Source organism: Streptomyces sp. NPDC096040 (assembly GCF_040303265.1).
Lineage (GTDB): Bacteria > Actinomycetota > Actinomycetes > Streptomycetales > Streptomycetaceae > Streptomyces.
In genome coordinates, this window is the sequence record NZ_JBEOTA010000002.1 from 229,965 (window position 1) to 254,881 (window position 24,917).

Here is a 24,917-nt window from a genome sequence, read left to right on the forward strand (position 1 = left end):
GAGGGGGTGGCACACACCACATCCCGGGTGCGATGTCACACTTTTTGCGTGCCGCTGACTTTCGACGACCTCCTCGACCGGGCCCGTTCACTCACCGGACGCGGTCCGCGCGCGATCCTGGGCATCGCGGGCGGCCCCGGTGCCGGCAAGACCACGCTCGCCGAGCATCTGGTGCGCGAGTTGAACGGCTCCGGCGAGCCGTGGGTGGCGCAGGTACCCATGGACGGCTTCCATCTGGCCGACGTCGAACTGGACCGGCTGGGGCTGCGCGACCGCAAGGGGGCGCCCGCGACCTTCGACGCGGCCGGGTACACGGCGCTGCTGCGGCGGTTGCGCGAGGACACCGGCGAGGTGGTGTACGCGCCGGAATTCGAGCGGGTCCTTGAGCAGCCGCTGGCGGGCGCGATCCCGGTGCCGCCGACGGCCCGGCTGGTGGTGACGGAGGGCAACTACCTGCTGCTGACGGACGGCCCGTGGGCGCGGGTGCGGCCGGCCCTGGACGAGGTGTGGTTCTGCGAGATCGACGAGGCCGAGCGGATACGGCGGCTGGTCGCCCGGCACGAGGAGTTCGGCAAGGGGCACGAGCAGGCGGTGGCCTGGGTGGCGGGCACCGACCAGCGCAACGCCGACCTGGTCGCGGCGACCCGGGACCGGGCGGACCTGGTGGTGCCGGAGACGGCGCTGCCCGTGCCGTATGACGCGGGCAGCCGTGGCCCCGGCTAGGGGTCCGGCGGATCAGGTCGGCCGGGAGGGACTGCGCTTCTCGGCCGAGCCGAGAACCCGGCTGAAGGGGGATCGTCGTCGACCGACGACAACTCAGCCGTGTGAACAACACTGCGAGTCAATACACCTGGCAACTGGTGAGGGCGAGGCCGGGATCGCCGTGGGGTCCTCGGTTTCGATGACGGCGGTGAAAGCCTCGGTGTGCACGGTCAGGTCGCCTTCGAACGATGGCGTGAAGTCTCCGCCGGGTCCGTACCGTACGGCGAACACATGCAGGTGCTGCGGTGCGCCCGGCGCCGGTTCGGCCTCGTACGCGGTGGAGGTGACCAGAAGCCGCGGGTCCTTGGCGCGCTGCCAGGCGAGGGCCAGCAGGGAGGTGTCGCCGATGTCGTCGTCGGTGTCGGGATGTTCGAGGCTGCCCTCGGGCGTGAGGCGGCCAGGGCCTGCTCCACGACGTCGGCGAGGACCGCGTCGTACGCCTCTGGGGTGGACGGCAGGTCGTGCAGCGGGCCGAGCCGGCGGAGGAGGCGCACGGGTGGATCAGCCCTTCATGCCGGAGGTGGCCATGGCGTGGGTCGTCGGGGTCAGAGGACGGGTGCGGGGTGGCGGGCGCGCAGTGTGACGCTCAGTGTGTGAGGGCCGTGCCCACCGATGTAGACGCGGTTCCCGGTCGTCGCGTCTGTGCCGCCCACCACGGTGTGGTCCTGCCCCGGGTCGTACCGCAGTACGTCGCTCCGGTCCGGCCCGGCAAGCGGTTCGCCTGCCTCGACGCCGACCTCGACCCGGATCTCGTCGTCACCGGCCCGGTAGGTCATCGGCCCCGTCGTCAGGCACCAGCGCCCGTCGCCGATCGGTACGGCGCCGTCTGGCACGCCACCCGGCCGGAAGGTCAGTTCGAGGGCCCAGGGCACCCTCGGTCCGCTGATGTCGATCCGCAGGTCGGCACCGTCTTCCCGCAGGTCCACCTCGACGCGGGTCGTGTGTGAGACCTCGTCCCGAGGCCGGTCCGGGAAGGCCATCGCGGCCGAGAAGCGCCCCTCGTCCGCCATCCGGTAGGCGCCGTCGTCCCGCCTCCGGTCCGGCGGGAGCGGCTGGTAGTAGGCGGCCGTGAGGGTTTCGGTGAGCCGGTACTGGTTGCCGGCGAGCTGTTGCATGCCGGCGGCGCGGAACGGGCCCAGGTCGAAGAAACCCCGCGAGAGACGGACCGCGTCGAGGACGGCGTCGCCGGCGAACAGGCGCATGAAGGTGGGATTGCAGGCGAGGCCCGAGCGGATGCGCCGGTGCTCGGGCACGTCGGAGCCGCCGTACACCACCGTGTGCGCGATGGCCGAGGCGCGCGCGGCGAGGCACGCGGTGGTGATGTACCGGTCGCGCGGAAGTGGCTCCGCGGCCGGGGCCGGCAGGGCACGGCACAGGTCCGGGGTGAGGAGGGTCTCGGCGAGCAGGTCGGGGTCGTCGATGCCGCCGGCCGCCGCCAGCCGCGCCGCCCGGCTGAAGTCGCCCCGGCCGGTGCGGATCGCGAGCAGCCGGTAGTGCGGCAGATAGGGCTCCAGTGGGAACGGGTGGTTCTGGTCCTGCCGTCGCGAGTGGACGGTCTCCACCGTGCCGTCCGGCCTGATGAGGTCCAGGGTGGTGGCGAGATTGCGTTCGACGGCGTCCAGCAGGTCGGCGCGGCCGAGCACGCCGGCCAGCAGCAGCAGCGACGGGTTGGAGACGTGGGCCGCGTAGTTGGCGCTCCGTTCCGAGTACAGGCCCTCCGCGTCGATGTCGACGCCCTCGGCGAGCCACTCCTCGACGCGGTCGAGCAGCCGGTCGTCGGGGAACGACCGGTGCAGCCGGGCCAGCGCCGCGCACAGCTCCCAGCGGTGGTTCGGGGTGTGCACCCCACCGGTCAGGAGACTGCCGGAGGCGGCCCCGGCGATCTCGGCGAGCGCGGACGTGACGTCGCGCAGTTCGGGCCCCGCGCCGGCGGCGAGGACGTGCGCGTCGCACACGTCGTTCACGGTGAAGGCGGAGTCCGGCGGTGACTGCACGTTGTCGCCGCCGGCGAAGAAGCCGGTGCTGGTCTGCGCGGCCCGCAGGGCGCGGAGGTGGGTCATCGTGGCGGCGATGGCCTGCCTGCTGCCGTACAGCGCCGAGTTGGGGGAACGGTATACCGCGATCAGAGTCTTCACCCGGCGCGCCAGACCACGGTGCGGCACGCCGGCGGGTTCCTCGTCGGGGCCGGCCGCCAGCGGGGCGGCCAGCCGGTCGGCGGCACGGGCCACCGCGCGGACGAACTCGTGGTCGAGCGGGGTGGGCACCATCAGTCCTTCAGTCCGGCGTTGATGTCGGCGCTCATGACGTAGCGCTGGAAGACCAGGAAGATGACGATCAGCGGGATCATGGAGATGACCGATGCGCCGAGCAGGACCGACCAGTTGATGTTCTGCGCGCCGACGATGCTCTGGATGCCGATCTGCACGGTGAACTTGTTGGGGTCGTTGAGCATCAGCAGCGGCCAGATGTAGTCGTTCCACCGCCACTGGAAGGACAGGATGGCGAGGGTCAGCATGATGGGCCGGGAGAGCGGCACCATGATCCGCAGGAAGATCGACAGTTCGCGGGCGCCGTCGATGCGCGCCGCTTCCACGAGCTCGTCGGGAACCGTCAGGAAGAACTGGCGGAACATGAAGCATCCGGTCGCGGTGAGCACGGCCGGGAGGATGATGCCGGCGAACGAGTTGTAGAGGCCGAGGTTGCGGACCACCAGGAACTCCGGGGCGAGCATGACCTCGGACGGCAGCATCGTGGTGGCCAGGATGCAGATGAAGAACGCCTTGAGCCACCGGTTGTCGTACTTGGCCAGCGCGTACCCGGTGCAGCAGCTGGCTCCTACCGTGAGGATCGTCGTGATCACGCACACGATGGTCGTGTTGATGAAGTACTGGGAGAAGTTGGCACTGCGCCACGCCGTCAGGTAACCCGACAGGGTCGGGTTGTGCGGAACCAGGGTCAGCGGATAGGAGAACAGATCCCCGGCCGGTTTGAGGGAGCTGAGGATGAACCACAGCACGGGCAACCCGTAGAGGCACGCCAGGATCCACAGCAGTGTCGTCGCGGACACCGCCCGCCGGAGCCCACCGCTGCCCGCGCTGCGCGGCCGCTTCTTGGAGACGGCTCGTCCGGGACCGGAGTCGACCGGGCGTGGCGTGTCTGTGGTTGTCATCGGTTCTCCACCCGCCGGTTGACGATCAGCTGGACGATCGCGACGGTCATCAGGATGAGCATGAGCACGAATGACGCGGCGCTCGCGTAGCCGATCTGGCCCCGTTGGAAGCCGGTCTGGTAGATGTACTGGACAAGCAGGTTGTTCGACGTTCCGGGTCCGCCGTTGTTGAGGGAGACGAACAGCGGATATTCCTTCATCGCGTTGATCGTGTTGAGCAGGATGACGATGAACGAGGTGGGCGCGATGCTCGGCAGTGTGATGCTGATGAACTGGCGCCAGGGGCCGGCGCCGTCGAGCGAGGCCGCCTCGTAGTACGACACCGGCACGTTCTTGATCGCCGCGATGAACAACAGCATCGAGAAGCCCGTCCAGGCCCAGGATGCCGCCATCACCACCACCAGCAGCGACAGGTCCGCGTTCGACTGCCACGGAACCGCGTGTCCGCCGAGCTTCTCGATGACGTAGTTGGCCAGTCCGAAGTTCTCACCGAACAGCCACCGCCACAGGACACCCACGACGATGGGCGACAGGAGCCACGGGATGAAGAAGACGACGCGGGCGACCGACGCGCCCTTGGCGTGCTTGCTCACCACCACGTTGGCGATGAGCAGCGAGAGCGCGAAGTTCAGCGGAACGAAGAGCACGGTGTACAGCAGCGTCCGGAACAGCGCGTCGTAGAAGGTGGAGTCCCCGAACAGGTTGTGATAGTTGTCCAGTCCGACGAACTGGAACGGCCCTACACCCGTGTAGTTCGTGAAGGAGTAGACGAGCCCGATCACCGCCGGCCAGACGAAGAACAGCGCGAAGAGCACGACATTGGCCGCGATGAGGACGAGCGGCGCGATGGTGTAGGTGCTGCGTCGCCTGGGCGGGCTCCCGGACACGTCCGAGGCGCTTTTTGTCATCTTCCTGACTCCGTGCTGGTGGAATGGATTGCTGTGGGCTCACGCCATGAGCCCGGCATCAGGTGGGCGTCCAGGGCCGGGCGGCGGTGTCTCGACCCCGCCGCCCGGCCCTGTGGCCTACGATCCGCCGCCGACCTGCTGGTTGTAGCCGTCCACGATGTTCTGCAGGGCCTTGTCGGCCGACTGCTGGCCGTTGATCGCCTTGCCGAGCTCCGTCTTCGTCGGGTCGGTGGTGAGGCTCTTGCCCTTCAGCACCCAGTTCGTCTGCGCGCCGTTGAAGTAACCCGAGATCGGGGCGTAGAGCGGGATCTCCTCGTTGTACAGCTTGAACGCCGCCTGCGCCGCCTCGGAGGTGAAGGGGTACTTCGGGGTCAGACCGCTCTCGACAGGGAGGAACCCGGAGGTCTCGACCAGCTCGGTGTACTGCTTCGGGTCGTAGACCCAGGACATGAACTTCTTCGCGGCGGTGGCCGCGGCGCCGTTGTTGTTGAAGCCCACCATCATGCCGCCGCTGTTTACGTCACTGGCCTGCACCGGCTGGGCGGGAGTCGGGACGCTCGCCCAGTCGAACTTCTTGATGCTGTCCGCGAAGGCGGCGACCTGCCAGACACCGGACCAGTAGGCGACCACGTCACCGCTCTGGAACATGGCCGACGGGTCGGCGCCGCTGGTCCACACCGACTTCGGCATGGTCTTGTCGTCGTTCAGTCCGACGAAGTAGTTCACGGCCTTCTTGGTCGCGGCGTCCACCGAGAACTTGCCGGAGGAGTCCGCGTGGACGTACTTCCCGCCCATCTCGTACACCATGGCGCGGAGCCGGGACGGCGACTGGTCGAACGTCAGGGAGTACTTGGCGCCGGTCTTCTCCCGGACCTTGTTCGCCGCCGCGATGAACTCGGTCCAGGTCCAGGTCTTCGAGGGCGAGGTCGGGACGGAGACACCGGCCTTCTTGAACAGCGTCTCGTTGATGAACAGGCCGGACGCGGTGACGTCCGAGGGGATGGACAGCACCTTCCCGGACGAGTCCTTGGCGAGGAAGTTGGCGTTGATGTTGTAGCTCTTGTCGTTGGCGATGGAGCTGAGGTCGATCAGCTTGTTCGACCAGATCGGGTCCAGCGCCGGCACGTCCGCGACGTCGGGCAGCGAGTTCGCCTGCGCGGCGTTGTGCAGCTTCGTCGGGTAGCCGTCGTAGGGGATGTTGACGAGCTTGACGTCGACGCCCGTTTCCTTCTTGTACTGCGCCACGAGCTTCTTCCAGCCCGCGTCCTGCCCCGGAACCGTGGAGATCCAGAACGTCAGCGACTTGGAGGTCCCGCCCGAGCCGGACCCCGACCCGCAGGCGGAGAGCAGCAGGGCTCCTGCCGTGGCCACGGCAGCGAGGGGAACCAGGCGGCGCATACCGCCGCGGCCGAGTCGGCGGGAGCGCCGCACACCCACAGTGGTCATCTTCGATCCCATTTCGTTCGTAGGGACGGAGCACGGCGCCGACCGAGGCGGCACGGGTGCATTTTGAAGGAAAGGTCGCTTTCCGGGGGCGCGGCCTCGCCCGGCCGCATCGTCCACGCGGGGCGAGATCCCCGGCCGTCCTGGCCGTCACCGCACGGGCACGCCCTCGTGCGGTTGCCGTACGTCGTGTACGGGCTGGGACGCTCACCCCAAGTCGGCGTCCCGGCCGACTTAGAAAGCGCTTGTCCGGACATTGGCAGACCGAGTTGGAGGCCGTCAATCCTTCGCCTGCGCGCCTTCGGTCACGTTTTGGACTCCCTTGGCCACCGCGAGCCGGGCCGCGCCCACGACGGTACCGAGATCGCCGATCTGGCTGCTGACCACCTCGGTGGGCCAGCTCAGCCGCCCCAGTTCGGCCCGCACCCCGGGCAGGAGCTGGGGATCCGCGCCGGTGCTGCCGCCGAGCACGATCAGCCCCGGGTCCAGTACGGCGGCCACGGCGGCGGCCAGCCGGCCCACGTCGGCGGCGTGCCGGGCGACCAGGGCACGGGCGGGCTCCAGGCCGTCGGCGGCCAGCGCGAAGAGCCGGTCGGCGGTGCGGGGGCGCGGGCCGTCGGCGGCCCGCCAGGCCCGGGCGGCCCGGCGCAGGAGGGCCTGTGAGCCGACGTAGGCCTCCAGGGCCTCCTGGCGCGGCTCCCGGTCGTCGTCCCAGGGGTAGGGCAGCCGGGCCAGCTCACCGGCCGCCCCGTTGGCCCCGCGCAGCACCTGGCCGCCGATGACGATGCCGAGACCGATACCGACCCCGATCCGCAGATAGCCGAAGCTATGGCGCCCCCGGGCGGCGCCCTCGTGGAGTTCGGCGAGGGCGGCGCAGTTGACGTTGTTCTCCAGGTGGACGGGGACGCCCGATGGCAGCGCGACGGACACCGCGTCGAAGACCGGTCCGGCCTTGGCGGTCGCCGGGCGCATCCCGCCGCCGGTGCGGTCGGGGGCGGTGACATCACCGACGGCGACCACGATGGCCCGCAGCGGGGCGCCGACGGGCAGTGCGGCCAGCGCCTCGCGGACCGCGTCGGCGGCCCGGGCCCGCGGAGTGGCCGCCTCGGCGAGCAGGGTGCCGTCCAGGGCGCAGCCGCGCACCCGGGTGCGGGCCGGCCCGAGGTCGACGGCGAGGACGGATCCGGAGGCGGGCCCGAGCCCGTAGACGACGGCGGAGCGGCCGGTGCCGCCGGACGCGGTGCCGGAGCAGGCGGCCAGCCGTGCGCCCTCCAGTTCCGCGACGGCGGCGGAGACCGTCGGCTTGGACAGGCCCGCGAGGCTCGCGAGCTGCGGCCGGGTAGCACTGCCGGCCCGGGCCAGCACGGCGAACACCGCGCCGGCGCTCTCGGTGAGGCGGGGGGCTTCGGTCACGACGTGTTTCACAGTTCCCCCATGGGTCAGGGGCCGCGCTCCCCGGATGGCGGGATGCGGCGATGCGATGCCCTCGTGCCGCGCGGCCCCGCCCTGCGGCGGCGTCCCGTTGATCGACTGCGCGACAACTCTTGACGCACTGTACTTCGTTAGTTAACTTCCTAACGAAGTACACGGTACTCGCCTGCCGTGCCCCGAAAGAAGCCCGTCCCGGGGCTTCCCGATTCGCTCAACTCCTGTTCGGCCAGGCACGGTTCGCCCGCCGTCGCAGCACAGTGCCAGGCTATTCGGTGCTCTTCGCCCGGACGACGAAAGAGGATCCGTGCAGGACGCTCCTTCTTCCCCGCTCGTGGTCGGTGTCGACGTGGGCGGCACCAAGACCCATCTCCGTGCGCTCGCCGGCGCGGACGTGGTCGCCGACCACGTCCGTTCGAGCAGTGGCTGGCGGCCGCACGACCCGGCCGCCGCCGCCCGCTGGCTGGCCGCGCTGGTCCACGAGGCCCTGCCGGCCGGCGCCCGCCCCGCCGCCCTCGCCGTCGGCGGGCACGCATGTGAGACCCCACGCCAGTGCGCCGCGATCACCGCCGCGCTGCGGGACTTCCACGAGACGCCCGTCCTCGTCGTCGGCGACGCCGAACTCCTTGTCCCCGCCGCGGGCCTGGACAAGGGCGTCGGCCTGGTCGCCGGTACCGGTTCGGTGGCCGTAGGAGGGCACGCCGACGGGAGCCCCGTGCAGGTCGGCGGCTGGGGTGCGGTCCTCGGTGACGAAGGCGGCGCCGCCGGACTCGTGCGCGAGGCCGCCCGCGCCGTCTGGGCCGCGCACGACCGCGGCGAGGCACCCGACGCGCTCGCGACAGGGCTGACCGCCGCCTTCGGCGTGACCGAAGTACCCTCGCTCGGCGCCGCGTTGGAGGGTGTCACCGACGTCTCCGCGGAGTGGGGTCGGCACGCTCCGGTGCTCTTCGCCGCCGCCGACGCGGGCTCCGTCCTCGCCGAGGACGTGATAGCCCAGGGCGGTCGCGCCCTCGCCGGCCTCGTGCTGCGACTGGCCGCGCGCGGTGTCGCCGTGGACGACGTGGTGGTAGCGGGCGGCACGATCCTCTCCCAGCCGCGCCTGTACGACGCCTTCGCCGCCGCGCTCGCCCAGGCCCTGCCGGGCGCCCGGCCAAGGCGCCTGCGCCTCCCGCCGGTCGAGGGGGCGGTGGCGCTGGCGCGTTCGATCATGTGAGAAACCTGTCTTCGGCCCGTTCGGTCTACCGCGTGTGGACCACGGGCTGTTCGACGCTGCGAACGCGCAGGTCCGGGCCCTTCTTCCGGTGAACCACCGGGCTGTCGTTCAACTCCGGGTCATGTGGCGGTCGTCGGACCATGACCGCCGGGACACGGGCCCGCCTTAGAACTTCGCTCGTTCAACACTTTTCCCACGCGAACCCACACGCTCACGCACATCGGGCGCACCGGGTGTGCGTGTGAACTCCCCTCCGGCCGTCGCGCCGTAGACCTCAAGAGAGGCACACCCATGCCGTCACCTGCCGGGCATCACACCTCCTCACCGGCCCGTGGACTCGCCGTCGGCCGACGGGGATTCCTGAAGACCTCGCTCGGCGCGTCGGCGGGTGTGCTGGCGGCCCCGACGTTCGTCGGCTGGCTCGCCGCCGCGGACGCCAAGGCCGCGACCGCTCTCGCGTTCGTCGACGACTACAAGACGAACATCAGCACCAACCTCACCGCCGACACCAACGCGGTGGTCCGCATCCTCGGCGGCTTCGCTCAGATATGGAAGACCGGTGCCGCCTGGAACACCGGCACCGTGCTGCGGGCCGACATCCTGCGCGACAACATGCGCTACTGCGCCAAGATCACCGCCAGGCGCTCCGTCGCCGAGGCGAAGAAGGCGTTCCTCTACGACCGCCAGCACCAGAGCTACGCGATGATCGCCGGCCTCGGCCCGCTGGCCGACCTCTACAAGGCAGGTGCGCTCGCGGTCACCTCGATCACCAGCGCCCCCGACGGGACGCCCGCGACCACCATCAACGACGCCGTCCCGGCCGACGCCCCGGCGGGCTCTGCGCTCGGCGCGGGCTCGCACAGCTCCGCGCTCGGGAAGGTGGCCGAACTGGTGGACACCGTGCGGGGCAACTACGCGTCCGGCAACCCGTCCAAGTACGCCTACCAGTACCCGCGTCCGTGGCGCATGAACGAGGACAGCAAGGTCGTCGACACCGGCAGGACCGACGCCTACGGCTTCCCCGTCTACGAGTCCGACGTGGTCGTCGCCCCGCAGCTGCTGCGCCAGCGCAGCAGCTCCCCGGTCGACGACGGCGGCTTCCCGTCCGGCCACACCAACGCCTTCCACCTGGCGGGCCTGGCCTACGCCTACGCGGTGCCGGAGCGCTTCCAGGAGCTGGTCACCCGCGCCCTGGAGCTCAGCGACACCCGCATCGTCGCCGGTATGCACAACACGGTCGACGTGATCGGCGGCCGCATCATGGCCACCGCCCTGGCCGCCGCCACCCTCGCCGACCCGGCCAACGCCGCCCTCAAGGCGGCCGCCCGCGCCCAGGCCCTCGCCTACTTCGAGGCGCAGACCGGCAGCACCGCCGACACCCTGTACGCCTACGCCCACTCGGCCCCCGCCGCCGACCCGTACGCCGACCGCGAGGCCAACGAGCGCGCGGCCACCCCCCGGCTGACGTACATCCTGCGGCGGCAGGGCGGCGACCTGCCGTTCACCGTGCCCAAGGGCGCCGAGGTGCTCCTGGAGACCCGCCAGCCCTACCTCACCGCCGACCAGCGCCGTGAGGTGCTGCGCACCACCGGGCTGCCCTCCGGCTATGTGCTCCTTGACGGCGTCGAGCAGTGGGGCCGCCTCAACCTGTTCGCCGCGGCCGACGGTTACGGCGCCTTCGACACGGACGTCACGGTCACCCTGGACGCGGCGGCCGGCGGCTTCTCGGCGGCCGACAGCTGGCGCCACGACATCGACGGCCACGGCGGGCTGACCAAGGAGGGCACCGGCACGCTGACGCTCACCGGGAGCAACGGCTACCGCGGCGGCACCGTGGTGGCCGGGGGCACCCTGGTCGCCGCCTCGAACGAGGCGCTGGGCCGCGGCGACGTCCGGATCACGGCCGGCACCCTGCGGGTGGCCGGGGGACTGTTCGTGCGCGGGACGTACACGCAGGACGCGGGCACCCTGGAGGTGACGCTCGGAAAGGGCCGCAAGGCGCCGCTCCAGGTGAAGCACCTGGCGGTGCTCGGCAAGGGCAGCACGCTGTCCCTGAACCTCGACACCGAGCACCCGCCGGCCGCGGGCTGCACCCTCCTGGTGCTCGACGCACCGCGGCTGCGCGGACAGTTCGACCACGTCGAGCTGAACTCCGACAAGCTGCGGGCCGTACCCGTGTACACGGCAGACGGTCTGTCGGTACGACTCGTGAAGCGGTGACGCGCCCGGTGGCGGGAGCGATGCGACAGTAGGGCCATGATGCGGCCCTTGATCGCTCCCGTCACCGCGGGCCCGGTGTCCCCGCGGGGCGGATGATGGCAAGCGAACAGCAGTCGGTCCTCGATCCCGGCGACCTCGACGACCCCGGACCCGCCCCCATGGCCCGGCTGCGGGCCGCCCTGCGCGCCCGCCGCCGGTGGCTGGTGCCGCTCCTGGCGACGCTGCTGCTGGCCCAGATGGCGGTGGCGATGGTGACCACCGCCGTCCAGCAGACTCCCACCGTCGACGAGCCGGTGTATGTCGCCACGGCCACCGACTATCTGCACGAACACCGGCTGCGCTACAACCCCGAGCACCCGCCGCTCGGCAAGCTGGTCGTCATGGCCGGCGTCGCGGTCGCCGATCCGCACTACGACCCGTCGTACCAGGGCAGCCAGGGCCAGGTGGGCAGGCATCTGCTGTACGCGTCGGGCAACGACCCCTGGCGGCTGATGCTGTGGGCCCGGCTGCCGATGATCGCCCTGACACTGCTGTTCGGTCTGGTCGTCCTCGCCTTCGCCCGCGAGATCCTCGGTGCGGCCGCCGGGCTCCTGGCGCTCGCCCTGTACTCCTTCTCCCCCGACGTGATTGCGCACGGCTCGCTGGCCACGCTGGACGTCCCGGCGGCCGGGTTCGTCCTGACATCGGCCTGGCTGGTGTGGCGGGCCCGTCGCCGCCCCCGGCTGTATCTCCCGCTCGCGGGTGTCGCCCTGGGCGCCTCGGTCGCGACGAAGATGAGCGCGCTGCCCGCGATCCCGGTGCTGATGGCACTGGCGGTGGTCACGGTGTGGCACGACCGCCCGCAGAGACTGCGGCGCGTGCTCGCCGCGTCAGCCGTGATGGCCGTGACGGCCGTCGCCGTCGTCTGGCTCTCGTATCTCGCGGTCGATCCGCGGCTGCGCTTCGTGCCCGCCGAACCCGTGCCCGCCGTCCACGGGCTGCGCGGGCTGATGGCCGGCCTGATGCCCTTCCCGCGCGCCTACCGGGACGGCATGCGGGTGCAGTTCGCCTTCGAGGACCTGCCCTGGCAGGGCTTTCTGTTCGGGCATCTGTACACCGGCTCCCGCTGGTACTACCTGCCGGCCGCGCTGCTGGTGAAGACCCCGCTCGGCATGCTCGCGCTGTGGGCGGCCGGCGCCGTGGCGATGACGTCGGTACGCCGACTGCGGCCGGCCGCGCCGTATGTACTGCTGCCGCCGGCCGTGCTGCTGGCCTCGGCGATGACCGGGTCGCGGGACTTCGGGACGCGGTACGCGGTGTTCGTGCCGATGTTCCTGGCGGTGGGCGGGGCTTCGGTGCTCGCGCTGCGGTGGCGGTGGTCGCGGCCGGTGAGCGGGGCGCTGGTGCTGTTCGTCGCGGTGAGTTCGCTGCGGACGTTCCCGTTCTATCTGCCGTACTCCAACGAGGCGTTCGGCGGCCCGGCGAAGACGCATCTGCGGTTGCACGACTCCAACGTGGACTGGGGCCAGGACCTGGGCCGGCTCGCCGACCGGCTGAGGGAACGCTACCCGGGCGAGCGGATCTGGCTGGTCTACAAGGGAAGTGGCGTTCCGTCGTACTACGGCATCCATGCCGCCGACCCCCGCAAGGTGCCGCTCGGCACGGTGCACGGGCTGCTGGTCGTCTCGGACTCGTGGGTCGCCAAGGCCCGCGGCGGACTGGCCGAACTGATCGACAGCAGCCGTCCGATCGATGACGTCGGTCATTCGATCACCATCTACCGGCGCTGAGCACCGGGACCCGGGGACGGATGCGCAAGCTCTGTCCTCGGCTCCCGGGGCGGTCCGGCGCTGCGCACAACCCCTGGTCACCATGGGCCGTGAGCTATGTTGAGTCCTCGTGGGAGACAAAGGAGGCGCTTCGGTGCCATCGCCGCAGCAGGCTCGCGCTCAGGCATCCGCGATCACCTCGGGCAAGACCGTGCCGGAGGCGGAGGCCGCACCCACCTCCCAGCTCCGCGAGCTCTTCGACGGTCCCCGGCTCTCCCCCGGCCAGCGGCGCATCGCCCAGTACCTGATCGACCACATCACCGAGGCGGCCTTTCTGTCGATCACCGACCTCGCCGAGCGGGTCGGGGTCAGCCAGCCGTCGGTGACCCGGTTCGCGGGGGCGGTCGGCTTCAGCGGCTATCCCGCGCTGCGCGAGCGGCTCCAGTCGATCGCGCTGCGCACCCTGGCGGGCGGCACGGGTGCCGCCACCGAGCACCGCAGCAACGAGCTCCAGGCGGCCGTCGACGCCGAGATCGAGAACCTGGAGAATCTGCGCCGGGACTTCGCCGATCCGGACCGGGTGATCTGGATCGGCCGTGAGCTGTCCCAGTCGGCCCCGCTGACCGTACTCGGCCTGCGTATCTCCGTCTCGCTGGCGGAGTACTTCGCCTACGCCGCTCGCCGTATCCATCCCGACGTACGGCTGGTGACCCGGGGCGGCAGCGTGGCCTACGACGCGCTGCTGCAGTCGCGCGAGGCCGGCGGCACCTGGGTGCTGGCGTTCGGTATGCCGCGGCACGCGCAGGAGACGCTGACCGCGATCCGGGTGGCGCGCACCGCCGGTCTGCGGGTCGCCCTGGTGACCGACCTGGCGCTCGGCGCGCTCGCCGACGAGGCTGACGTCACCTTCAGCACCGGCATCGGGTCCCGCCTGGTCTTCGACACCTACGCGGCGCCCGGCCTGATGGCCGCCGCGCTGCTCCAGGCCATGACCGACGCCGACCCCGAGCGCACCCAGGCGCGCCTGGAGGAGTACGAGCACGTCGCCGAGCAGCACCAGTTCTTCCTCAAGGACTGAGCCCGAGGCCCGGGGTACGGGCCGTCCCTCCCCTCCCGTCGCAGGAACCCGTAGGCGGACCATTCACCGCAATTCGAGCATGAATGTTTTCATACGTCTTGCAAACAGGACGGCATATATAAATACTGCTCACGGATCACCCCGGCCCACTCCGGGCACGTTCCGCACCGAGGACGCACCGCTCGCACCCGCCCCGAGAAAACCGACGGACCGCCCATGCGCACGCAGCACCACCCGCAGCGCCGGCGGCCGACGCCCGGGGTCCCTGCACGGACGCCCCCTGCCGCCGTCTCCTACCCGCGTCGGCGCCGGGGGTGTTCGAACGGGCATCGCCTGCGCGATTCGCCCGCGGCGGCTCCGGCCATCCCCTAGGCCGGAGCCGCCCAGACATCCGTCGACCACCCTTCCCGACGCCGCACCCGGAAGCGATGATCATGACCCTGACGACGACCACCCGCATCAGTCCCGACTGGCCCTGCCAGGTCAAGACGCCGGGCAGTTACGACTGGGAGCGCTCCGCCACCAAGTGGCTGCGTGAGCTGGTGCCGGCCCGCTACGCCAGCTACCCGGCGCTGATCCGTCACCCCGTGCTGCTCGCCCGGCACGCGCAGATCCAGGTCCAGCACGAGATCCGGGTGGCGCGCACCGCGCTGCAGACCGCGCGGGCCGAACTACCTCTGCTGGGACTGCCGGAGTCGGTCATCGAGCACACGATCAAGCTGTACGCGGCGGAGGTCCTCCAGCTCCAGCACATCGCCCGCAGTGTCCGCGTGGTCACCGAGGCGCTCGTCGGGCACAGTACCGGCCGTTGACCAGTCCGGTTCCCGGATACCCCGATCCTTCACCGATCCGGCACAGGTGTGAGGGGAGGCTCCTTCCTGTGACATGCTCGATCCGTGATGAGCGAGCAAGCGCCGCCGGTCGGAACCGGTGCCGTCGCCGACCTGGCGGCTCTGGCCAAGGTCGTGTCCCGGCAGCGCGCCGAGCTGGACCGGCTGCGGGACCAGGTGGCCACCTCCACCGTGGTGGAGCGGGCCAAGGGCGCGCTGATGGCCACCACGGGCTGCTCCCCCGACGCCGCGCACGAGGCGCTGCTGCAGCGGGCCCTTGCCGGTAGCCGCACGCTGCTCGAGGAGTGCTGGCTCACCCTCGGCGCCCTGACGCCCACCGTGCCCCCGGCCCTCGACACCCTCACCGAACTCCCCGCCCCACAAGCCCCACGGAAGTCGCTCGCCGGGCTCGGCACCGCAGAGACGCTCGGCCGCCTCGGCAAGGCCCTGGTGCACGTCGACTCCCCACAGGAGCTGGCCGACTCGCTGCTCGACCACCTGGCCCCCGGGGTCGGCGCCGACGCGGTGCTGCTGTACCGGCGGCTGCCCGGCCAGGGACTCGAACTCGTGGGGTACGCCGGCGTCGACGCGACCCTTGCCGCCCAGTGGCACCGGCTGCCGGCGCTGCGCGGGATCGCCCCGCTGGAGACGCTCAGGTCCGGTGAGCCCCTCTGGCTGGAGCACTTCGCCCAGGACCGGCAGGAGTACCAGCTGATCGACGAGCCGCACGGGCGCTGGCTGTCCCGGGCCTGGCTGCCGGTGACGACCGGGGACACCACCGGCGTGGCCGTCGGTGTGCTGCGCCGGCCGGACGCGGTCTTCGGGCCCGCGGACCGCGAGCTGCTGCGGGCCGTCGCCCGGCTGTGCGCAGGCCGGCTCACCGCCCTCGGATCGCCGGCCGAACCGCTGGCCTCGGGCTTCTCCCGGACGGTGCAGACGGTGCTGGACGCGCTGCCGGGAGCGGCGGTCCTGCTGACCCCGCTGCGCACCGCCATCGGGAAGGTGGAGGACTACCGCATCGACGCGGCCACCCCGAACGCCGCCGACATCCTCGGCCGTACCGGCCGCGAGCTGGTCGGCTCGCACATCCTGGAGAGCTATCCCTCGATCGCCGGCGAGTCGCTGTGGCAGGGGTATCTGAAGGCGCTCGACGGGGAGCCGTACGAGGGTGAGCCGTTCGTGCACGAGGAGGTCGTCGCGGGGACGACCGTTACGGCGGTCTACTCGGTGCGGGCCACGCGGCTCGGCGACGGGCTGCTGGTGAACTGGCAGCAGCACGACATGGAGGCGCGGCAGGAACAGCGTCTGGCGGACATGCAGCGGCTGGGCAACCTCGGCTGGGCGAACTGGAACCTGATAACCCATCAGGTCACCTGGTCGTCCCAGGTGTACACCATCCTGGGCCGGGACCCGGGACGCGGAGCAGTGGCCCTGGACCTGCTGCCGGACCTGGTCCTCCCCGAGGACGCCCACGCGCTGGCCCGCGCCGTCTCCGAACTCGCCCGCACCGGCGGATCGTTCGACGTCCCGTTCCGGATCAGGACCGGGAACGGCGTACGGCATCTGCGGGCCGTCGCGGAGGGGGTGACCGCCGCGGACGGCATGGTCGTCGAGGTGCACGGCTTCGTCCAGGACCTCACCGCGCAGCGCAGCGCCGAACTCGCCCTGGTGGACAGCGAGCGGGCGATCCTGATGCAGCGCGGCGTCCTGGAGGCCGAGCGCGCGCTGGCCGCCCGGCTCCAGCACGCGCTGCTCCCGCTGCCCAGCGGACCGGTGCGGCTGTGCGGGCTGCGCGTCGAGGTCGCCTATCTGCCCGCGCAGGCGGACGTGCATGTCGGCGGCGACTGGTTCAGCGCCATCCAACTTCCCGACGACTCCGCGCTGTTCGTCGTCGGAGACGTGGCGGGCCACGGCGTCGACGCCGTCGCGACGATGGCCCAGCTCCGGTTCACCGCCAAGGGCATGGTGAGCACCGGCTCCTCGCTGACCGGTGCGCTCGCCCGGCTGAACTTCCTGCTCCTGCACTCGCGCGACAGCCAGTCCACCGCGACCCTGATCCTCGCCCGCTATCAGCCCGCCGAGCGCCGTCTCGTCTGGGCCCAGGCGGGTCACCTGCCGCCCCTGCTGGTGCGCGCGGGCGAGGTCCACCGGCTCGACCGCCCCGACGGCATGCTGCTCGGGGCTTCGGCGGACCCGGTCTACGAGTCCGCCGAGTTCCGGCTGGAGCCCGGCGACCGGCTGCTGCTGTACACCGACGGACTGATGGAGCGGCCCGGCGAGGACATCGACATGGGCCTGACCCGCCTGGCGGAAGCCGTCCGCACCGCCGAGCCCGGGTCACTGGAGGCGCTGCTCGCCGCGATGCTGGAGGGCGAACGCCGCGACGACGTGTGCGTGCTGGACATCCGGGTGCCGGTGGCGGAGGAGGAGTAGCCGGAGCGGTCAGTCGTCGTCGCGGTGCCGCCAGTACCAGAACAGGCCCGCCACCAGGGCCAGCAGGAACACGGCGGGCACCAGCAGGCCCGGGATGCGGGAGCCGTTCATCGGCATGGCCTTCGGGGTCGTTCGGAGGGAGCTCGGCAGCACGGGGCTGCCGGGTGGCTGCCCATGGTGACGCCCGCTCCTCGCACGTTCCCAGCGTTTTCCTGATCCATTGCCCGGCGTTCGAAAATGCTCGTCTGAGCGGCCGGCGGTACCGCTCACCGGGCCGTTCGTCGCCGCTCAGCCGTCCGTCGGGCTGGTGCGCGACTCCAGGGCCCGGCGGGTGTCGTCGCCGTAGACGCCGCGCTCGTCGCCGCTGATGCCGTACCAGATCTGGAAGCGTTCCACGGCCGCGGTGAGGGCGGCGTCGTACGTTCCGCCGGTGGAGCCGTCACGGTAGACGTCCGGGATGCGCAGGAGGCGCTGCTCCAGGTCGACGACCTCGGGGCCGGTGTCGCCCTGGCGGAGGGTGCCGGCCCCGTCGGGGTCGGTGGAGGTGTCCGAGGCCGGTGGGGTGGTGGCCGGTGCGGTGGTGGCGGACGGGGCGGGCTGGGCGGCCGCGGCGGTGCCGTCGCGGCCGGGCAGCAGGAGGGCGCAGCCGAAGCCGACCAGGGCGGCCGCGCCGACGGCCACCACGGCGGCGGCCCGGCGCAGTCCCGGGCCGAAGCCGAAGGCGCGGGACGGGCGGGTCCCGTGGCCGCCCTGCGCGGTGCGCGAGCCCTCGGTGACGGGCGGCAGTTCCTGGGTCTCGTCCTCGGTGCCGGCATCGGACCACCGGTCCTGGTCGAAGGCCTCGAAGGCCGCCGGACCCGGCTGCTTCCCGGTCTCCCTCCCCTGCTCGCCGGCCTCCGCCTCCTCCCGGATCTCGCGCATCAGCTCCGCGAGAGCGTCGAGTCGGCGGGGGCGCAGGACCCGGATCGGTTCCAGGACCGGCCCGCGGTGCGGCTGCTCAGGGTCGGGCGGTGTCGACACACTGCTCTCCTTCTACGTCCCGTACGCACGGGTGTCCGCGATCCCCGAGAACACATACGGCAGGACCGGTCCATCGGTTCAGCCCGAGCGCAAGAGGCAGCAGAGCACTGCACTCAGTTCCCCGTGCGGCGTGCACTGAGTGCCATGAGGGGCGGCGGAATGCTACGTTCGCGTCCATGAGCTCCAGCAGCACGGCGCCGCCCGCGAAGCCGCCCATGCGGGACGCCCTGGTCGCGTCGGCCTTCCGGCTCTTCCTGGAGCGCGGCTACGAGCAGACGACCGTCGACGACATCGTTGCCCTGGCCGGGGTCGGGCGGCGCTCGTTCTTCCGTTACTTCCCGTCCAAGGAGGACGTGGTCTTCCCCGACCACGAGGGCTGCCTGGCCGACATGACCGCCTTCCTGGCGGCGAGCGACCCGGAGTGCGAGCCGGTGCGGCGGGTGTGCGACGCGGCGCGGCTGGTGCTGCGGATGTACGCGGAGAACCCCACGTTCTCGGTGCAGCGCTACCGCCTGACCAAGAAGGTTCCGGGGCTGCGCGCGTACGAACTGTCGGTGGTGTGGCGCTACGAGCGTGCGCTGGCCGAGTATCTGCGGGGCCGGTACGCCGGCCGCCCGGACGGGACGCTGCGGGCTGACGTGATCGCGGCGGCCGTCGTCGCGGCGCACAACAACGCCCTGCGTTCCTGGCTGCGTTCGGACGGCGAGGGTGACGCGGCGGCGCCGGTCGACCACGCCCTCGGGTATGTGCAGGCCGCGTTCGGCACCGAGGCCGCCGGGCCCGCTCCCGGTGGGGCGTCGGCCGCTCTGTTCGGCGGCCCGGTGGAGCACCCGGACGACGTGGTCGTGCTCGTCTCCCGGCGGGACGCCCCGCTGTGGCGGGTGGTGCAGGAGATCGAGACCGCGTTCGGCCGGGCCTGACCGCGCCGGTACGCGGGGCCCAGATCGACGCAATTTTGGGGTACGCAGTGCCTTTACGCCTGACACTGAGTGCCATACTCTGTCGACGTGCACGGTCGCACGGCGAACCGGGCACAGGCGTGCGCGGCCGGGTCCGGGCACGCGGGATTCCGGATTCCGGGCGAGCGCAGGGAGTTGACCAGCGTGTACCACCACTCAGCGAGCGCCGCGCAGTCGGCGGTCGGATTCGCGACGAGCGTTCTCGACCCCGCGCCCGCGGACCACCGCCCCGCGGACCACCACAAGGACGCCATCGTCTTCCAGCGCTGCACCTGGTGCGGCACCGCCATGTACCACCGGCTGCTGTGTCCGGTCTGCCAGGGCAGCGAGTTGCGCACGGAGCGCAGCGAGGGCACCGGCACGGTCCGCCACGCCACGGTGGTGCACCGCAACACGCCTGCCGCGCGCAATGTGTCCCTGATCGAGATGGCCGAGGGATTCGTCGTGCGGGGCCGGGTCATGGGCCCGCTGATCGGCATCCACAGCGGCGACCGGGTCAGGCTCTCCACGGCGAAGGACCCGGTGCGGGGCGAGCCGGTCTTCCAACTGCTCGACGAGCCCTACCGGGCCTGGACCTGACGGTCCGAAACCAGTTGCGCGAAGGCCGGTGACCTGGGCGAGGATGCGTCCATGGACGATGAATCGGCCCAGGTGGAGACGGCGATCGCGGGCGAGCTGCGGCTCATGGACCCCGAGGTGCGCGCCTCACGGGAACGGGCGGGCGAGCTGCTCGACCCGGAGTTCGTGGAGGTCGGCGCGTCCGGCCGGCGGTACACGTACGAGCAGCTACTCGCCGAACTCCCGGACAAGGCGGGCGCGTCGAAGGACGGCCCCGTTTACGAACCCTCCGGCATGAGCGGTGTCGTACTGGCTCCGGGCCTGGTGCATGTGACCTTCGAGGCAAGGCTCGGCGACCGCCGCTCCCGGCACAGTTCCCTCTGGCGCAGGCGCGACGAGGAGAGCGGCTGGCGGATGTACCACCACCACGCCACGGTCGTACCGCCCGGCGTCGAGTAGCAGCGGCGCCGTCCAGGACCACGGGCCCTCCGGTCCCGGCGGAGGCCGCCGCGGGACGGGCCGCCCCCGAGCTCACCAGGTGCCGCCCGTCCCGCAGGTAACCAATCCTTCTTCCTTCACAGGCAACCCACAGTCTTCCCTCCCCGTCCTCCGGGGCGCGAGGGGCTCCCCGGGACGGCCGGCGTGCCCGCACTCGCCTTCTGAGGAGGGAACATTGGTCCGTACCCGGCGCATATGGGTCACCGCGGCCGCGGTGCTCGCGCTTGCGGGAGGGGTGTCCGGCACCACCGCACACGCCCGACCGGCCCCAGCTGCCACCGAGTCCGACGGGAAGCTGCCCCCGGGCTGGCGCATCGACGACGGGCGGTCGGCGCCCCAACTGGTGTGGCGGTCCGGCAGACGGGTGCCGATGGGTGACGCGCGGGTTGAATTCCGTTCGGACGGGCGGCTGTTGGGAGTGCCGAAGCCGGAGCGGGACGGGCACACCTTCCGGCTCGGCCTCGAAGGAGCCCGGGCCGGTGAGCTGAAGGGCCTTCAGGTCTGGTCGGGGGGACGGCGGTTGGACACCCCGGCCGGCGCCGCCACGGCGACGAGCCCGGCCGCCCGGCCGCCGGCCCCGCTGCCCGCCGGCCCTGTTGATCCGGGCAAGCCCGGCCGCTACCGCACTACCACCGGCGAGTACCAGCTCAAGTCGGTGCGTCTGCCCGGGTTCTCCGTCCCCGTCGAGATGCGCGCCGTGGTGGTCGCGCCCACCGGGGTCTCCGGCCCGCGCCCGCTCGCGCTGTTCCTGCACGGCCGCCACGCCACCTGTTACGCCCCGCACGGCGACAACGGGGAGGCCTCCGGCGCCTGGCCCTGTCCGGCCGGGACCCTCCCGATACCCAGCCACCGGGGCTACCTCCGCGACCAGCGGCTGCTGGCCTCTCAGGGCTATGTGACCGTGTCGATCTCGGCGAACGGGATCAACGGCCAGGACTGGCAGGCCGAGGACGGCGGCGCACAGGCCCGTTCGTCGCTGATCCGGCTGCACCTGGCGCACTGGGCCGACTGGGCACAGCACCCGGCGCACGCGCCGAGGATCGTGCGCCAGGCGCCCCGCGCCGACCTGTCGCGGGTGCTGCTGATGGGCCACTCGCGGGGCGGCGAGGGCGTCAACCGGGCCGCGCTGGACAGTCTCTACCCACCGCCGGCCGACCAGGACGGCTACCACGGCAAGGTGCGCTGGCACATCAGCGGCACCGTGCTGATCGGCCCGACCGTCTTCGGCCAGAACCCGGTGCCGGACGTGCCCTCGCTCACCGTCCTGCCGGGCTGTGACGGCGATGTCTCCGACCTCCAGGGCGAGGTGTACGTCGACGGCACCCGCGCGGTCAGCGCCGGCAAGGCCCTGCACAGCGCGGTCTATGTGATCGGCGCCAACCACAACTTCTTCAACACCGAGTGGACGCCTGGGCAGGCGCAGGCCCCGGCCGAGGACGACTTCTACGACGACCCGGACCAGCGGGACCCGGTGTGCTCCAAGGGGACCGCGACGCGGTTGACCGCCGACCAGCAGCACCGGGCGGGCTCGACGTACATCGCGGCGGCGGCCCGGCTGTTCGTCGCGGGTGACGACAAGGTGCGTCCACTGCTGGACGGTTCGGGGCGGCGGGCGCCGTCGGCGGATCCGGCCCGCGTGCTGAGTCACGCGGTCGGCGCGAACCGTGGCGCCGGGTTCCTGCCGGACGGCGAGGTGACCGTGACCGGTGGCCGGCTGTGCGCCGCGGCCGATCCCGACCCGGCGGTGGCCTGCCTGGGCGAGGGCGCCAAGGGTGCCTCGCCGCACTTCGCACAGTGGGAGACGGCCCGGGAGGCAGGGCGGAACGCGGTCGCGCTGCGCTGGACGGCCGCGGGGGCGGCGACCCGCGTACAAGTGGCGCGGCCGCTCTCCCTCCGGGGCGCCGACGCGCTCGCGCTCCGGGTCTTCGTGCCCCCGAACACCAAGGGCACCGAACTCGACGTGGCCGTCACCGACGCACACGGCCGTAGGGCGACGCTGGGCCGGATCCGGGTCGACGGGCTGCCCGGCAGCGAGCGCACCGCGTCCTACTGGGCGCGTGAAGTGCGCGTGCCACTGACCGCCGCGCGCCGGGCCGGCGTCGATCTGCGTTCGGTCAAGTCCCTCGAACTGACCCCGCGTTCGGCCTCGGGACGGGCCTGGCTGATGGACGCCTGGGGCTGGCGGCCGGGCACCCCGGCGGTACGGGCGGCCGCGCTGCCGCGCGTCGACGTCGGCCGTCTCACGGTCGACGAGGGCGACTCGGGCGTACGCACCTACCACGTCCCGGTGCGGGTGTCCGGCCGGGGCAGCGGCCAGGTACGGGTGTACGTCATCGACCCGGCGACCGGCACCGCGAAGGACCGCCTGGTCACCGCGCGGCCCGGCGGCCACGCCGTCGACGTACCGGTCGAGGTGCGGGGCAACACCCGCTTCGGGGCCGACCTGCCGTACGACGTACTGGTCAAGGCCGTGCACGGGGCGGTCGTCGGCTCCTACCGGGGCGGGCTGACCGTGCGCAACGACGACCCTGCGCCCACGGTCACCGTGACCCCGCTCGCGGACAAGGTGACGGAGGGCTCGGCGCTGAAGTGGCGGATCTCGCTGTCCGAGGCCGCGGACACGGACATCGGTGCGCCGTTCGTCCCGGTTCCGCCCGGCGGCGGTCCGGAGCTGTCCACCAAGGACGTCGACCCGCGCTGGCTGGCCGAGGCATCCGGCGCCGAACCCGACCCGGAGCGGCCGCTGTCCAGGGTGGACGGCTTCTACCTGTGGCTGGACATCCCGGCCGGGCAGACGAGCCTCGACGTCACCGTGCCCACCGTCGAGGACCGGGTCCGTGAACCGGCCGAGTCGGTCAGTTTCCGGCAGACCGGCGACGACGGTGAGCCGCTGCCGGACGGTCTGGTGCTGAACGGCACCGTGCTGGACGCCTCTTAGCGTTCCTCGCGCTGCCGGCCGCCTCGCAGCGCTCCTCGCGCCCTGGGAGATACGGCCTCCTCAGGGCGCGAGAGTCACCCGGATGCCGACGGTGCCCTCGCGGCCGCGCCGCAGCCTGCTGCCGAGCAGGGTGAGGCGGCCGGTGATGCCGTACTTGCGGGCGATGAGGTCGCGATAGCGGGCGGTGGTGGGCGCGTCAGCGATCTCGGCGGTGGCCGGGACCGGGTCGCCGGTCGGGCGTCCGCGCAGGTCGCAGGGGGCGACCCGGACATCGGCGCGGCGGCGGATCCGCTTGACCTTCCAGGTGTCGGCGGCCGTCCAGACGCCGAGGGTGTCTCCGTCCCGCACCACCCAGACCGGGGTGGGGACGGGGGTGCCGTCCTTGCGGTAGCTGGTGACAAGCAGGTACTTGCCGGCGCCGAGCCGGTCGAGGTCGGTCCCGGTGGTGTCGTCCATGCCGGAAGTGTAGGAGGCGCGCCGCCGGGCGGCGCCTCAGGCCAGTGCCGCCGCCATCCGCCGTACCGCCTCCGTGATCACCTCGGGCGAGGTGGCCAGGTTGAGCCGTACGTGCCCGGCGCCGCCCGTCCCGAAGGAGATACCGGAGTTGACGGCGACCCGGCCGCGCGTCAGGAAGACCTCGGCCGGGGCGTCGCCGAGTCCGAGGGCGCGGCAGTCCAGCCAGGCGAGGTACGTGGCCTCGGCGGGCCGGTACCGGATCGCGGGCAGGTGGCGGTCGAGGAGTTCGGCGAGCAGGCGCCGGTTCTCGTCGAGGCCGGCCAGCAGGGCGTCCAGCCAGGCGGTGCCGTCGGTGAGGGCCGCGGTGTGGGCGATGACGCCGACATGACTCGGGCCGTGGCTCACCTCCTCCGGCATCCGGGCGAGGTCGGCGGCGGCACCGGGTCCGGCCACGCCGAGCGCGGCCTTGAGGCCCGCCAGGTTCCAGGCCTTGGACGCCGACATCAGGGACAGGCCGCGCTCGGCGCCCGGCACGCTCAGATACGGCACGAAGTCGACGCCCGGGGCGGTGAGCGGGGCGTGGATCTCGTCGGCGACGACCCGGACGCCGTACCGCTCGGCGAGTTCCGTGACGGCAGTGAGTTCCCCGGCGGTGTGGACGGTGCCGGTCGGGTTGTGGGGGCTGCACAGCAGATGGGCGGCCCGCCCGCCACCGAGCCCGCGGAAGGCTTCCTCCAAGACGTCCAGGTCGATACGCCCGTCGGCGCCGAGCGGGGCCTCCACCACCCGCCGGTCCATGTGCTCGACGAACTGGTAGAACGGCGGATACACCGGCGAGTTGACGACCACCGGGTCACCGGGCCCGGTGACCAGTCTCAGCATCTCGACCACGCCGAGCATGACGTCGGGGACGATCGCGGTACGGGCCACGTCCAGCCCGTGCCAGCCCCAGCGTTTGGCGGCGAACGCGGCGAGTGCCTCGGCGTAGCCGGTGCCCGCGGGATAGCCGGTGTCCCCGAGTTCCAGCGCGTCCGTGACCGCGCGCACGACCGGCTCGGCGAGCGGCACGTCCATTTCCGCCACCCACACCGGGAGCACGTCCTGCGGGTAGGTGTGCCATTTCATGCTGGTACGGCGTCGCAGCCGGTCGAGGGTGAGGGCGCGCAGCGGGTTCGGTTCGTCCGGGTTCTCCTGCGGGATGCTGGTCATGGGGTCAAGATAGGCGGCCTCGGGGTGCCCGGGAACGCGTCGGACGG

Annotated in this window: 19 protein-coding genes and 1 pseudogene; 11 read left to right on the top strand and 9 right to left on the bottom strand. The window is 72.0% G+C overall.

The features are described 5' to 3' along the window. Nucleotides 1–48: 48 nt before the first annotated feature. On the top strand, nt 49–723 hold the full coding sequence (locus tag ABTY98_RS02875) for a nucleoside/nucleotide kinase family protein (protein WP_352219072.1): 675 nt from the start codon (nt 49–51) through the stop codon (nt 721–723). Between the two features lie 330 nt (nt 724–1,053). Here ABTY98_RS02875 and ABTY98_RS02880 read toward each other — a convergent pair. From ABTY98_RS02880 to ABTY98_RS02905, 6 genes and pseudogenes are all read right to left on the bottom strand, one after another. Beyond that, nucleotides 1,054–1,264 (bottom strand): annotated as a pseudogene (locus ABTY98_RS02880) (hypothetical protein); the annotation flags it as partial. Between the two features lie 43 nt (nt 1,265–1,307). Continuing rightward, nucleotides 1,308–3,026, bottom strand: coding sequence for a hypothetical protein (locus ABTY98_RS02885; RefSeq protein ID WP_352219217.1), 1,719 nt, complete (start codon nt 3,024–3,026; stop codon nt 1,308–1,310). Between the two features lie 2 nt (nt 3,027–3,028). Then, nucleotides 3,029–3,931: a carbohydrate ABC transporter permease gene (locus tag ABTY98_RS02890; RefSeq protein ID WP_352219073.1), complete on the bottom strand. Its 903-nt coding sequence runs from the start codon at nt 3,929–3,931 to the stop codon at nt 3,029–3,031. Beyond that, a complete protein-coding gene (locus ABTY98_RS02895; RefSeq protein WP_352219074.1) occupies nt 3,928–4,839 on the bottom strand; it encodes a carbohydrate ABC transporter permease in 912 nt (303 codons plus the stop codon). The genes ABTY98_RS02890 and ABTY98_RS02895 overlap by 4 nt, the downstream gene beginning before the upstream one ends. A gap of 117 nt (nt 4,840–4,956) precedes the next feature. Next, nucleotides 4,957–6,285, bottom strand: a complete 1,329-nt coding sequence (locus ABTY98_RS02900) for an ABC transporter substrate-binding protein (RefSeq protein WP_352219075.1) — start codon at nt 6,283–6,285, stop codon at nt 4,957–4,959. A gap of 276 nt (nt 6,286–6,561) precedes the next feature. Further along, nucleotides 6,562–7,695 carry an ROK family transcriptional regulator gene (locus ABTY98_RS02905; protein WP_352219076.1) on the bottom strand — a complete coding sequence of 378 codons (1,134 nt, stop codon included), beginning with the start codon at nt 7,693–7,695 and terminating at the stop codon, nt 6,562–6,564. A gap of 322 nt (nt 7,696–8,017) precedes the next feature. Between ABTY98_RS02905 and ABTY98_RS02910 the strand changes: the two genes are divergently transcribed. The 6 genes from ABTY98_RS02910 to ABTY98_RS02935 all read left to right on the top strand — a co-directional run bounded on the left by ABTY98_RS02910 (nt 8,018) and on the right by ABTY98_RS02935 (nt 17,232). Beyond that, nucleotides 8,018–8,923: an N-acetylglucosamine kinase gene (locus tag ABTY98_RS02910; protein ID WP_352219077.1), complete on the top strand. Its 906-nt coding sequence runs from the start codon at nt 8,018–8,020 to the stop codon at nt 8,921–8,923. Between the two features lie 291 nt (nt 8,924–9,214). Next, a complete protein-coding gene (locus ABTY98_RS02915; RefSeq protein WP_352219078.1) occupies nt 9,215–11,143 on the top strand; it encodes a phosphatase PAP2 family protein in 1,929 nt (642 codons plus the stop codon). 92 nt (nt 11,144–11,235) lie between these two features. Next, a complete protein-coding gene (locus tag ABTY98_RS02920) occupies nt 11,236–12,912 on the top strand; it encodes an ArnT family glycosyltransferase (RefSeq protein ID WP_352219079.1) in 1,677 nt (558 codons plus the stop codon). Between the two features lie 133 nt (nt 12,913–13,045). After that, nucleotides 13,046–13,969, top strand: a complete 924-nt coding sequence (locus tag ABTY98_RS02925) for a MurR/RpiR family transcriptional regulator (RefSeq protein WP_352219080.1) — start codon at nt 13,046–13,048, stop codon at nt 13,967–13,969. Between the two features lie 428 nt (nt 13,970–14,397). After that, a complete protein-coding gene (locus ABTY98_RS02930) occupies nt 14,398–14,781 on the top strand; it encodes a hypothetical protein (RefSeq protein ID WP_351696863.1) in 384 nt (127 codons plus the stop codon). 87 nt (nt 14,782–14,868) lie between these two features. Next, nucleotides 14,869–17,232 (top strand): SpoIIE family protein phosphatase, encoded by a 2,364-nt coding sequence (locus tag ABTY98_RS02935; protein ID WP_352219081.1) that lies wholly within the window; start codon nt 14,869–14,871, stop codon nt 17,230–17,232. 288 nt (nt 17,233–17,520) lie between these two features. Here the strand turns inward: ABTY98_RS02935 and ABTY98_RS02940 are convergent, their stop codons facing one another. Then, nucleotides 17,521–18,252: a peptidoglycan-binding protein gene (locus ABTY98_RS02940; RefSeq protein WP_352219082.1), complete on the bottom strand. Its 732-nt coding sequence runs from the start codon at nt 18,250–18,252 to the stop codon at nt 17,521–17,523. Between the two features lie 176 nt (nt 18,253–18,428). Here ABTY98_RS02940 and ABTY98_RS02945 point away from each other — a divergent pair, with 176 nt between their 5' ends. The 4 genes from ABTY98_RS02945 (at nt 18,429) to ABTY98_RS02960 (ending at nt 23,205) form a co-directional block, all read left to right on the top strand. After that, nucleotides 18,429–19,172, top strand: coding sequence for a TetR family transcriptional regulator (locus ABTY98_RS02945; protein ID WP_352219083.1), 744 nt, complete (start codon nt 18,429–18,431; stop codon nt 19,170–19,172). A gap of 183 nt (nt 19,173–19,355) precedes the next feature. Next, complete coding sequence (locus ABTY98_RS02950) at nt 19,356–19,790, top strand: Zn-ribbon domain-containing OB-fold protein (RefSeq protein WP_352219218.1); 435 nt, start codon at nt 19,356–19,358, stop codon at nt 19,788–19,790. A gap of 51 nt (nt 19,791–19,841) precedes the next feature. Continuing rightward, a complete protein-coding gene (locus ABTY98_RS02955) occupies nt 19,842–20,228 on the top strand; it encodes a nuclear transport factor 2 family protein (protein WP_352219084.1) in 387 nt (128 codons plus the stop codon). A gap of 214 nt (nt 20,229–20,442) precedes the next feature. Beyond that, nucleotides 20,443–23,205 (top strand): alpha/beta hydrolase, encoded by a 2,763-nt coding sequence (locus ABTY98_RS02960; protein WP_352219085.1) that lies wholly within the window; start codon nt 20,443–20,445, stop codon nt 23,203–23,205. A gap of 60 nt (nt 23,206–23,265) precedes the next feature. On the opposite strand, the gene ABTY98_RS02965 is transcribed toward ABTY98_RS02960, so the two are convergent. Next, nucleotides 23,266–23,661: a PPOX class F420-dependent oxidoreductase gene (locus ABTY98_RS02965; RefSeq protein WP_352219086.1), complete on the bottom strand. Its 396-nt coding sequence runs from the start codon at nt 23,659–23,661 to the stop codon at nt 23,266–23,268. Between the two features lie 36 nt (nt 23,662–23,697). Then, entirely contained in the window at nt 23,698–24,870 is a 1,173-nt protein-coding gene (locus ABTY98_RS02970; protein ID WP_352219087.1) for a MalY/PatB family protein, read from the bottom strand. Nucleotides 24,871–24,917: the final 47 nt, after the last annotated feature.

Excerpts from the sequence above, each read along its gene's own strand:
- ABTY98_RS02890 (WP_352219073.1), bottom strand. The coding sequence starts at position 3,931 with ATGACAACCACAGACACGCCACGCCCGGTCGACTCCGGTCCCGGACGA.
- ABTY98_RS02895 (WP_352219074.1), bottom strand. The coding sequence starts at position 4,839 with ATGACAAAAAGCGCCTCGGACGTGTCCGGGAGCCCGCCCAGGCGACGC.
- ABTY98_RS02900 (WP_352219075.1), bottom strand. The coding sequence starts at position 6,285 with ATGACCACTGTGGGTGTGCGGCGCTCCCGCCGACTCGGCCGCGGCGGT.
- ABTY98_RS02915 (WP_352219078.1), top strand. The coding sequence starts at position 9,215 with ATGCCGTCACCTGCCGGGCATCACACCTCCTCACCGGCCCGTGGACTC.
- ABTY98_RS02920 (WP_352219079.1), top strand. The coding sequence starts at position 11,236 with ATGATGGCAAGCGAACAGCAGTCGGTCCTCGATCCCGGCGACCTCGAC.
- ABTY98_RS02930 (WP_351696863.1), top strand. The coding sequence starts at position 14,398 with ATGATCATGACCCTGACGACGACCACCCGCATCAGTCCCGACTGGCCC.
- ABTY98_RS02935 (WP_352219081.1), top strand. The coding sequence starts at position 14,869 with ATGAGCGAGCAAGCGCCGCCGGTCGGAACCGGTGCCGTCGCCGACCTG.
- ABTY98_RS02945 (WP_352219083.1), top strand. The coding sequence starts at position 18,429 with ATGAGCTCCAGCAGCACGGCGCCGCCCGCGAAGCCGCCCATGCGGGAC.
- ABTY98_RS02955 (WP_352219084.1), top strand. The coding sequence starts at position 19,842 with ATGGACGATGAATCGGCCCAGGTGGAGACGGCGATCGCGGGCGAGCTG.
- ABTY98_RS02965 (WP_352219086.1), bottom strand. The coding sequence starts at position 23,661 with ATGGACGACACCACCGGGACCGACCTCGACCGGCTCGGCGCCGGCAAG.
- ABTY98_RS02970 (WP_352219087.1), bottom strand. The coding sequence starts at position 24,870 with ATGACCAGCATCCCGCAGGAGAACCCGGACGAACCGAACCCGCTGCGC.